This window comes from Pseudomonas sp. DrBHI1 (genome assembly GCF_002205115.1).
In the GTDB taxonomy this organism is placed as follows: domain Bacteria; phylum Pseudomonadota; class Gammaproteobacteria; order Pseudomonadales; family Pseudomonadaceae; genus Aquipseudomonas; species Aquipseudomonas mosselii.
In genome coordinates this window covers 131,366-142,551 of sequence record NZ_NIBE01000091.1, presented here as the reverse complement: position 1 = coordinate 142,551, position 11,186 = coordinate 131,366, and the positions used below count along the sequence as shown (strand labels likewise).

The following is an 11,186-nucleotide window of genomic DNA, read 5'->3' as shown; positions in this document are numbered from 1 at the left end:
GCGGTGCGCCGATGCGACTTGCCCCGCGATCGGTTGCAGCCAGGCGACTTATGGATACTGCTGCACAGTCCCCTGCTGGTCATACTGCTGACCCGGGATCGGCTTCAGGTTGACCTCGACGCGGCGGTTCTGCGCACGGCCATTGGCATCGGCGTTGCTGGCGATCGGCTGGTCCGGCCCCATGCCACGCACGCTGACCCGCGAGGAATCCACGCCCTGGGAGGTCAGGTAGGTGCTGACCGCCTGGGCACGACGCTGGGACAGGTCCATGTTGTGCTGGCGGCTGCCGGTGCTGTCGGTGAAGCCCACCACCTCGATGGTGTTCTGGTTGAACTGCTTGAACGAGTTGGCCAGGTTGTTCAGCGGCGAGTAGAAGCTTGGGGAAATGTTCGCCGAATCGGTGGCGAAGGTGATATTGCCCGGCATGATCAGCTTGATCTGGTCGCCCTGGCGCTGCACCTCGACGCCGGTGTTGGCCATCTTGGCGCGCAGCTCGGCTTCCTGCTTGTCGGCGTAGTAGCCGTAGCCGGCGGCGGCGGCGCCCACCGCGGCGGCGCCGATCAGCGCGCCTTTGCCACGGTTGTTGTGATCGATGGCGGCACCGGCAATGGCACCGGCCAGCGCGCCCAGGCCACCGTACTTGGCGGTCTTGCTCATCCCTGTGGAGCCCTGCGCCTGGCCCTGGTTGTCATACGGGTTGGGGCTGGCACAACCGGACATCAGGGCGGCGGCGGTAGCGACGATAATCAGACGACGCATGGTGAACATGGACAAGCTCCTACTGAAATTCAAAAGTGCAGCGGATCACCTACGGATCTATGCCAGCCTTGGATTGCAGCGCGGCGGAAAAATTCCATGAAACCTCAGGCGCGCACGAACGGATTCTCGCGCATCTCGTCGCCGAGGCGGGTGTCCGGGCCATGGCCGGTCACCACGATGGCCTCCTCATCCAGGCGGTACAGCCGTTCCTTGATGGATCGAACGATAGCCCGCTGATCGCCACCCCACAAATCGGTGCGCCCTACGCCACGACGGAACAGCGTATCGCCAGCGATCAGCAGCTTGTGCTCGGCGAACCAGAAACTCATCGAACCCGGCGTATGCCCTGGGGTGTGCAAGGCCACGCCGCAACCGCAGGCCAGCTCCTCGTCGTCGCTCAGCCAGCGGTCCGGCGACGGCACCGGCGTGTAGGGCATGCCGAACATCTGGCACTGCATCTCCAGGTTTTCCCACAGCGGCTGGTCGGCCTTGTGCAAGTGCAGCGTGGCACCGGTCAGTTCCTTGAGCTTGCCCGAGGCGAGGAAATGGTCGAAGTGGGCATGGGTGTGGATGATGCTCACCAGGGTCAGGCCATGATGCTGCAGGCGGGCGAGGATCTTCTGCTCGTCCCCGCCCGGGTCGACGACGATGGCCTTTTTGCTGAGCGGGTCGCCGATCAGGGTGCAGTTGCACTGCAGCGGGCCGACGGGGAAGGTTTCGCGGATGAGGGTTGAAGGTAGAGCGTTCATTGTTGGCCTGGAGAAATCACGGATGTCCGACAAGACTATCGCCAGGCCTGCGGTATGCCAACTCGTGATCAAAGCCTCTGAAAGAGCTGACGAACGCGGCAGATCTCAAGGCAGGTACAACCGGAACAACCCGCCCCCCAGTGTCCCGCCATTGGCAATCTCGATCCGCCCGCGTACCCCGTTGCGCTCGTGCAGCGCGGCAATTCGCGCGGCGAAGTACAGCCCCAGCCCGGTGCTGCCGCTCTGCGAGTCGATACCCTGCACATAGTCGTGCTGGCGTTCGAGCATGCGCTGTGGATAACCAGCGCCGTCGTCGTTGACGCTGATCACCAGTTGCTCGCCCTCTTCCTCGATGCTGATCAGCAGGGCATGGCCGGCATAGCGGATGGCGTTGGTGAGCACATTGGCCACCACCGAGGCGACCAGTTCGCGGTCGAAGAAGCCCAGCGGGCTCTCGGTCTCGATGCGCCAGGTGGCAAGGATGTCGCGGTGTTTGATCACCTCTTCCTGGGCCGCCAGCTGGGCCTCGAGGAAGTCGTCCAGCTCGTGGTAGTCCGGGCAGATGGGCAGCTGGTTGACGCCCAGCTTGTACAGCCCCAGCAACTGCACGAGCATACCGTTCAGGTGGCTGAGCTCATGCTCCACCACACCCTGCTCGGTGCCGCCGCGCAGCGCTTCGGGCAGGCGCGCCAGCCATTGGCTGTGGGCATGGGTGAGCGCCGAGAGGGAGTTTTTCAGGTCGTGCACGGTGGAGGCGATCACCGTGGAGAAGTCCAGCCCCTGGTTGTCCTGGTTCATGCGCCGAAGACCCGGATGTGCAGTTTGCGGTAGCGGTCATAGCGACTGTCGCTGGCGGGAATGCCGGCCACGCTGGTGAGACAGTCGCGGCACTCCTGCATCAGTGCCGGCGGTGGCGTCTCGCCGCCGATACGCAGCAGGGCCTGGGCGGTGTTCAGGGCGATGCTGATGTTCTTCGGCTGCAGCGACAACGCCTTGCGGAACATGCCCAGCGCTTCGTTGAGCTGACCGCCCTGGTAGCTGCGCACACCCTGGCGGTTGAGGTCCACGGCTTCGGTCACCGCCCCCAGCACCAGCGGATCGTCGGTGAGCTTGGCGACGCTCTGCATGACCTTGGGGTCGTCGCCGTAGGTTTCCACACACCCCTTGAGGATCGAGGTACCCGCCGCGTCCTGGCCAAGTTGCTGCAGCTGCCTGGCCACCGTCAGCGCCGCCTCCACGGAGAAGAACTGGTCCATCTTCTCCAGACGCTGCATGGCCTGCTCAGTGAGCTTGGCGGCGGTTTCTGGATCGCCAGCCTGCTGCAGGCTGGCGGCCTTCATTAACCGCGCACGCACCTGCAGGCCCTGGTCCTCGACATTCTCCTTGGCCACCTCGCTGAGCACGGTGTTGATCTCGACCCGGGTACGGGCGTCGAGACCGTTGCCACTGTTCTTGTTCATCAACGCCTGGACCAGCCCCAGGTTGCTCTCGGCGTCCTTGTAGCGCGAACTCTGCCCTTGGTTCACCGCATGGCGATAAGCCTTGGAGGCGCTTTCGAAGTCGGCGTTGTCCAGTGCCAACTTGCCCAGCGCGGCCTGGCGGCGCACGGCGAGCGGCGACAGGCGCACCGCCTCCTCGAGCATGTGCTGGGCACGCCGGGTCTCACCCTGGGCCACCAGCACCTCGGCCATGCCATCGTACAGGTTGGGCATGATCGGGAAGGCCTTGAGGGCCTGCTCGTAGACACCCTGGGCCTGGGCGTTCTGCCCGCGCTTGTGCAGCAGGCTGCCGAGCGCCGCGTAAACCCAGGGCTGCGGACGACTGGCAAGGATGTTCTTGAGAAACTTCTCCAGCTCCTCGAAGCGATTGAGATCGCGCAGTGCGTCAGCGCGGTAGCGCAGGCACAGCGGGGCGAAGCGCGGGTCTTTCTTGCACAACTCGGCACAGGCGGCGAGCACTTCGGCCGGACGGCTGCGGTCGAGGGCCTGGAGAATCGGCTTGAGCAGCGTCTTGCGCTGGGTCAGCTTCTCCAGGCGCTGGGCCAGGCCGACCCGGTTGAAGGGCTTGGTCAGGTAAGCGTCGGGCTCGTGCTCGATGGCACTGAGCACGATGGACTGGCTGCTTTCGGCGGTGACCATGATGAACACGCATTCATGGCTGATCAGCTTGTCAAGGATCAGGTCCTCGAGCACTTGCTGGCCGTTCTTCTTACCGTCACCCAGGTGGAAATCCTGGAGGATGAAGTCGTAACGCTTCTGCCCGCACATGCGCAGCGCCTGTTCGCCACTGTCGGCGGTGTCGACGTCCCGCACGCCCAGCTCGCGAAGCATCGAACGGGTCGAGGTTCGGAAGTCGGTGAAGTCGTCGACGATCAGAAAGCTTTTTTGCCCATACTGCAGCATCAACACGACCTGTATTGAAAAAGTGGGGAAGTGGCGCGTGGCGATGCATACCGCCGAGGTCTGTATCGGCAGCGGTTCGGGAAAGATGAGCCCGGAAAGGTAACGCCGAATGATGGCCTAAAGCCGCTATCTTAACGGCCGACCTCGCCTTAAGCCACTAGACCAGCAAGCCAAGGGTCTTGGCCCTGGCCACCGCCTGGGTGCGGCGCTCGACACCGAGCTTGCTGTTGATATGGCTGGCGTGGGTCTTGACCGTGTGCAGGGAGATGAACAGGCGCTCGCTGATCTGCTGGTTTGAACAGCCTTGGGCGATCAGTTCCAGCACGGCGAACTCACGGCTGCTCAGAGCCTCGGTGGCCCCCCCGCCGGTAGCCAGCGCCTGCGGCAGATGGGCCAGCAGATCGCTCTGCGCCGGGCAGGCCGCACGCCCCGTCAACTGCTCGCGCAGCCAGTGTGGCTGCTCTTCGATCAAGCGTTGGAAGGCCTGCAGGGCACCGCCCTGGGCCGCTTCCAGGGCAGATGCGAGCAACTTGGCCGCTTCGGCGTCACGCCCCTCGGCCAGCAGCAGGGCGATCAATTGGCACTGAGCGCTGACCACCAGCGTCATGCCACCGCTGGCCTGGCCCCGCTCGACCAGCGTGCGCAACCGCGCTTCGGCGTCACCGGGGCGGGCCAGCACCCGTTCCAGCAAGGCCTGCTGCAATTCGATGTGCAGTGGCAACAACGGGTGGAACTCCGGTGCGGCCGCAGGTTGCTCGCCACCATAGGTCTGCCCCAAGCGCAGCAGCCAGGACTCGGCCAGGTCCGTTCGGCCCTGGGCCAACCAAAGCTCGCACTTCACCAGGGTAATCATGGCTAGGTAGAAGATCGGCGGCACATCCCAGATATGCATCAGCCGCTCCGCCTCGGCCAGTTCCGAGAACGCTTCGGCAAAACGCCCTTCGCGACCGTCCAACGAGGCGATCACGCAATGCCCGATCAGGACGCTGATGTCGCGGCAGCTGCGCGCCTCGCTGAGCCCGGCGCGCAAGCGCGCACGGCCCTGGGCGCAATGCAGGCGGGCCGCCAGCAAGTAGCCCTCGTACAAGGTCAGGCGTGCGCGCACGGCATACAGGCGCTGCCCCGAAAGGCCCTGCAACCGCTGCAATCCTTGGCGCACTTCGTCCAGGGCTCGCAGCACCTCACCCCGGGCGTGCAGTACTCGCGCCCGATCGTAATGGGCCAGGGCCTCAAACAGCGGGTTGCCGACCCGTTGCGCCAATTCGAGTGCTTCGCGGTTCCAGCCCCGCGCTCGCCAGAAATCGCCATCGGCGATGGCCAGGTTCGACAGGGTCGACAGACACACCAGCCGCTGACCGTAGCGCTTGTTCGGCAAGCTCTGCAGCGCCTCGCCACAGTAGGCGAGTGTCCGCTCGCGATCGCCGCGGCCACGGGCGATGACCCCGCTAAGGGCCAGCCACTGGGCGAGCATCGACTTCTGTGCCGTGGCCGACGGTGCGGGCAGGAAGCGGCTCAGGTAGGCCGCCAGCTCCTCGGCGGCGTCCAGTTGGCAGGCCAAACCCAGGGCCCAGCTATACAGGACGATCAGCCTGGGCGTGCTGATCAACAAGCTGTCGGGCAGGTCCATCTTCCAGCGCAGCAGCATGCCGACATTCTGCTCCGCCAGCAGTTGCTCCTCGGACAGGCTCTGTACCAGGCCCGCCGCCACGTCCAGGTGGCCCGCGCGCAGGGCCTGCTCCACCGCTTCGTCCAGCAGGCCCTGCCCTTCGAACCAACGGCAGGCACGCAGGTGCAGCCCCGCCAGTGGCTCACAGGCCTGCCGGCTACGCAGCAGGTCGGAGAACAGGTGGTGATAGCGGAACCACAACCCATGCTCGTCGAGCGGCACCAGGAACACCTGGTGGGCCTGCAGATAGCTCAGGATCTCGCCGCTGTCATGGCGCTCGCGCAGGGCGTCACATAATTCGGCGCAGAAACGCTCCTGGCAGGCAGTCTCGTAGAGAAACGCCTGCACGGGGGCCGGCAGGATGTCGATGACTTCCTCCAGCAGGTAGTCGCGGATAAGCCCTTCGCCGCCATGCAGCGCCTGGGGCAAGGCGTGGTCCTCGCCGGACTCGCTGGCCGCCAGTTGCCAGAAACGCAGCCCTGCCACCCAACCGTCGCTGCGCTGGATCAGGTTGTCCAGGGCTTGGCCGCGCAAACCGGTGGGTTGGCGGCCGATCACGGCCAGCGCTTCATCGGGGGTCAGGCGCAGGTCCTGCTCGTTGAGTTCGACCAGTTGGCGCGATAGGCGCAGGCGCGCCAGGTGCCAGTCGGGCCGTTGACGACTGGTGACCAGCAGGGCCAACCCGGCCGGCAGATGGTTGAGGAAGAACTGCAGGCAACGATCAAGCACCGGCCCCTGGGCCAGGTGATAGTCATCCAGTACCAGCAGCAAGGGCGTGTCCGGTTGCAGGTAGAGCGAGAGTTCATCAAGCAGGCCGTCGAGCCACTCTTCGAAGGCGAAGGGTTGATGCCGTTGGCGCATCTTCAAAAGCCCCAGGGCCTGGCCGCCAAGTGCCGGGCAGAACTGCTGCAAGCCTTCGAGCAAGCGTTCGAGAAAACGCCCCGGATCAGCATCGCGCTGGCTCAAGCCAAGCCAGAGGCTGCGCCAGTGGCTGGGCAGCCCCTGGCAGAACTCAATGGCCAACGAACTCTTGCCAAACCCCGCCGGTGCGTTCACCAGTAACAGACGCCCCCCCAGGCCACTTTGCAGGCGCTGGCACAGGCGTGCTCTGGGGACGTGCGCTTCCGGCAGCGGCGGCCGGAAGAAACGCCCATCCAGCAGGCCCAAGGCCTGGCTGGCGACTCCGTGGGTACGGGACAGGTCTGTCATGGCCGGCTCGTTCTGATTGGAATAGGGCGGCGTAAGGGCTTGTTGCGAGACTAGCGGCAAACGCTGCGCATTTGAAGATGATGCAGGCGCTTTGCCCTAAAAAGACTACGACAAAAAGAAACAGCAGCGACAGGCCGCTCGACTTCACGCCCGCACAAACAGAAACGCCCCGGCTAGCCGGGGCGTTCTGGGAGATCAAACGGAGTTGCGACGACTGTCAGCTCAACGCACACCCGCCTGACGCAGGGCTGCCGGTTGGAAATCGGCCTTGCTGGCGCTGAAGCCGAAGTTGTAGGCGCTCTTCTCTTCGTTCTTCATACCCAGGGCCAGGTAGCGGCCCGACTGCAGGTCGTAGATGGCCTCCAGGGTGTACCAGGGTACCTGCACGTTGTAGTACGGCTGGGCGTGAGCCTCGGAAACGCGCCACAACTGGTTGCGACCGTCGTACTGGTCGATCACCGCAGCCTGCCAGGTGTCCTCGTCGATGTAGAAGTCACGCTTGGCATAGATGTGGCGCTGACCCGGCTTGAGGGTGGCAACCACGTGCCAGACGCGGCGCAGCTCGTAACGCGACAAGTCCTGGTTGATGTGCCCGGCCTTGATGATGTCGCTGTACTTGAGCTTCGGATCGTCCAGCTTGTAGGCGTTGGAGGCGATGTACATCTCCTTCTTGCCTTCGAGCTTCCAGTCGTAACGGTCCGGCGCGCCGTTGTACATGTCCAGGTTGTCGGAGGTGCGCAGGCCGTCGGCGGCAGTCCCCGGGCCGTCGTACGACACTTGCGGCGCCTGGCGCACACGGCGCTGGCCGGCGTTGTAAATCCAAGCCTTGCGCGGCTCCTTGACCTGGTCGAGCGTCTCGTGGACCAGCAGTACGGTCCCGGCCAGCCGCGCCGGGGCGGTCACTTCCTGCTTGAAGTAGAACAGAATGTTGCCCGGGTTGGCCGGATCGTAGTCCTTCATCTTGTCGCGGAACACGAACTGGTCCTGGAAATACACCAGGCTGTACGAGCCGTTCTGCTGCGGGGTGGCCTGGGTGACCAGGCGGGTCACGCTGCCACCACGGTAGCGGGTGATGTGGTTCCAGATCACCTCCAGGCCATCCTTGGGGATCGGGAACGGCACGGCGGTGCGGAAGTTCTCCAGGCCGTTGCCGCCGGCGACCAGGGTGGTCTTGGTGGCGTTTTCCTTGATCGCGGCGAACACATCGTCCGGTACCGTGGAGCCGCGGTGGGTCTTGTACACCGGGATCTTGTAGGTGTCCGGATAGCGCTTGAGCATCGCCAACTGGCCAGGCGAGAGCTTGTCCTTGTATTGGTCGGCGTTCTGCGCAGTGATGGTGAACAGGGGTTTCTCGCCGCCGTAGGGGTCGGACAGGAAGCCCTTCGCATCGACGCTGCCGGCGCTCTTGGACAGCGGCTCCCACGGGCCGATCGAGCCATCGGCGTTACCAGCCTTCTCCGCGCCCATCGGTGTCAGTGTGGAGCCCAGCTTGGCCGCTTCGGTGGCGGAAACCGCAGCCATGACGCTGGTTGCCAGCAGGGACATGCCCAGTACACCGGCTTGCAGCAGACGTGTGGTCATTTTCATTGTGTGTCGTCCTGGATCAGGTTTCTTAGAAGTTCACGCCGAAGCTGAGGGCGACGAAGTCGCGGTCATCCACGGTGGTGTACTTGCCATCGAAGAAGTTGGTGTACGACAGGCTCGCCGTGTAGGTGTTCTGGTACTCGGCGTCCAGGCCAAGGCTGACCGCCTTGCGGCCTTCCTCGAAGTTGCCGCCTGGGCCAGGGGAGTAACCCGAAACGTCGTGGGACCAGGCCACGCTGGGCTTGAGGTTGACCCCTGCGAAGACGTCGTTGTAATCCCAGATGGCGCGCGCACGATAGCCCCACGAGGTGCTGGTAGTGAAACCGTCACCCTCGCAATTGCGCGTCAGGTTGGCAGACGAACTGCCCAACCCGGAGCCACCGATGGTGCTCGTGTTGAGCAGACGGCAGGCATCGCCAGGCAGGTCACCCGGGCCGTAGACCGGGTCGCGGCCATAACGGGCCTTGTCACGGCTCTCCAGGCCACCGACGTGGGTGACACCGACTTCACCGACAAGGGTCATGCGGCTGGCACCCATGACCTGGTCGAAGAAGTGGGTGAAGGTGGTCTGAAACTGGGTGATTTCCTTGCGTTTGTAACCGTGAAGGTCTTCTCCTGGCTGGCCGTTCAGTACCGAAGCATTGCCGAACAACGGCCCCCCCAGTGGTTTTACACCAGCAAACAGGATGTCAGTACTGTTCAATTGCACAGGCGCGTTGGGGCGGTAGCTGATCTCGCCGCTCCAGGCGGTGCCGGTGGGCAAGGTGGTGGAGAAGCTGAGCCCGTAGAGACGGATGTCTTCCGGATACTCGACGAAGTATTGCGAGTTACCCGCCACGATCAGCGGCGCCAGTGACCGCAATGCCGCTGGCAGCGCAGCTGCGCGGGCAAAGGTCGCACGCGAGGCACCGGTGGCACTGAAGATAGGTGCGCGGCTGTGGTAGTTCATGAAGTACGCGCCGAACTCGGTGTCCAGCGGCTCGTACATGTAGCGGAACGCGACGCCCCATTGACCACTGTCACGAGCGTCACGGTCGGCGCCACGGCGAACCAGCACGCCCTCCTCGTTGTAGTTGACACCATTGGCGGCCAACACTCCCCGCGCTGCTGCTGGCAAGGCATTGAGGGTACGGCTGCTGTTCAGCACACGCAGGTTGTCGGTGCAACCGTCGGCGATGATGTCGGGCTGGGAGAAGAAGGTGCCGCAGTTGTCGACGACCGTCTGATCCCATTCGATCTGGTAGAAGGCCTCGGCCGACAGGTTGTCGGTCAGACTCTGGGAGACATAGAACATGTTGACCGGGATCAGGCCTTCCTTGATCTCGGAACCCGGACGTCGGAACGCGGACACATCGATCGGGTTGATCGAGTTGATACCGCCGCCGATGAAGGTGCTCTCACCCCAGCTCACGACCTGCTTGCCCAGGCGCACCGAGCCCGGCAGATCGGCAATGGAGTAGTTGTGATACACGAAGGCGTCGAGCAGTTCAGCGCCCGAGGACTTGGCGCCTTCCTTGCGGTTGGAGTCACTGATGTCCTTGAACTCGCGGTTTTCATCCTTGAGCTCGAAGTCGTACCAGTACTTGCCGCGAACGAACACGCCAGTGTCGCCGTACTTGAGTTCCAGGTCGTGGATGCCCTTGAAGATCTTCGAGAAGGTCTCGCCCTTCTTGAAGTTCAGGTGACCATCGTCAGAGGTCTGGGACAGGCCGTTGCCGCCGTTGTTGACCCCGATGAGGTTCTTGTTGGGGTTGGCAGTCGACCAGCTGGCGCCAACGGAGAGCGACGAGTCGAACTGGCCTTCGATTTCACCGATGTTGAAGCTGACCGCGAAAGCAGGACTTGCGAGCGTAGAAGCGAGGCTGACGGCCAGGGGCAGTTTCGCCCGGCGCCAGAACGGGTTTGCAGATGTCATCGACGCTACTCCATGTACTTTTTTGTTATGGCAGTGAGTCCTTTCAGAAACGGCTTGAGCGCCTGGTGAAGCAGGCTCCTGCCCGTGGCGCCGCGCATTGGCGCGTGGTGCCCTCCCCCATTCCTGAAAATCCCCTGACCCGACTATAGCCAGCGGTCACAGGTGCTTGATCCCTCTAAAGTGTGATTTGCGCGTCCTGCTTGCGGCCCACCCCGATCGGCCGGCCTGCGCGCTGGCAGTGCTCAAGCATGGCTCAATTCTAGCGATTGACAAGGCGACATGCTGTCTAGCCTGCGGGGTCGCGCTGGAAAAGGCGCGACCCGCGCCTGGGTTACAAGGTGGAAAGGAACGCGCTGTTACTGGCCTGCCACTGGCTGATATCCACGCGGATACGCTTCTTGTCGAGCTTGCCAACACTGGTCTTGGGAATTTCAGTAACAAGGGCGATCTGGCTGGGAATCGCCCACTTGTTGATGTGCCCTTGTTCGACGAAAGGCTTGAGGTGTTCCTTGAGCGCACGGGCATCGATGCTCTGCCCCTCACGCACCACCAGCAGCGCGAACGGGCGCTCGCCCCACTGAGGGTCGGGGACCCCGACCACCGCCACCTCACGCACCGACGGGTGCCGGCTGACCAGATCCTCAAGGTCGAGCGAAGAGATCCATTCGCCACCGGTCTTGATCACATCCTTGATGCGGTCGCGGATGTCGATAAAGCCCATGCCGTCCAGGGTGGCGACATCGCCGGTATGCAGCCAGCCACCCTGCCAGAGCTCCTCGCCCTTCTCCGGCTCGCGGAAGTAGCCCATGGTCAGCCAGGGCGCGCGCAGCACCAGCTCGCCCTGGGTTTCGCCATCGGCGGGCAGGAAGTTGCCACTGCCATCGACGATGGCGGCTTCGACC

General features: G+C 63.8%; 7 protein-coding genes and 1 pseudogene. All 8 read right to left on the bottom strand.

The features are described 5' to 3' along the window. Positions 1–48: 48 nt before the first annotated feature. The gene (locus CC207_RS18945; protein ID WP_028689530.1) at positions 49–768 is read right to left on the bottom strand and encodes an OmpA family protein; all 720 of its coding nucleotides are present in this window, start codon (positions 766–768) and stop codon (positions 49–51) included. A 95-nt stretch (positions 769–863) separates the two neighbouring features. After that, positions 864–1,508, bottom strand: coding sequence for an MBL fold metallo-hydrolase (locus CC207_RS18940; RefSeq protein ID WP_028689529.1), 645 nt, complete (start codon positions 1,506–1,508; stop codon positions 864–866). 105 nt (positions 1,509–1,613) lie between these two features. Beyond that, positions 1,614–2,306 (bottom strand): sensor histidine kinase KdpD, encoded by a 693-nt coding sequence (locus CC207_RS18935; protein WP_062364614.1) that lies wholly within the window; start codon positions 2,304–2,306, stop codon positions 1,614–1,616. Continuing rightward, a complete protein-coding gene (locus CC207_RS18930) occupies positions 2,303–3,910 on the bottom strand; it encodes a response regulator (protein WP_028689527.1) in 1,608 nt (535 codons plus the stop codon). Before CC207_RS18930 ends, CC207_RS18935 begins: the two co-directional genes overlap by 4 nt. 157 nt (positions 3,911–4,067) lie before the next feature. Then, positions 4,068–6,785 (bottom strand): LuxR C-terminal-related transcriptional regulator, encoded by a 2,718-nt coding sequence (locus CC207_RS18925; protein ID WP_088852567.1) that lies wholly within the window; start codon positions 6,783–6,785, stop codon positions 4,068–4,070. A 222-nt stretch (positions 6,786–7,007) separates the two neighbouring features. Then, positions 7,008–8,372, bottom strand: coding sequence for a DUF1329 domain-containing protein (locus CC207_RS18920; protein ID WP_088852566.1), 1,365 nt, complete (start codon positions 8,370–8,372; stop codon positions 7,008–7,010). Positions 8,373–8,397: 25 nt separating this feature from the next. After that, positions 8,398–10,284 carry a DUF1302 domain-containing protein gene (locus CC207_RS18915; RefSeq protein WP_069017868.1) on the bottom strand — a complete coding sequence of 629 codons (1,887 nt, stop codon included), beginning with the start codon at positions 10,282–10,284 and terminating at the stop codon, positions 8,398–8,400. Between the two features lie 331 nt (positions 10,285–10,615). Then, positions 10,616–11,186 (bottom strand): annotated as a pseudogene (locus CC207_RS27785) (AMP-binding protein); the annotation flags it as partial.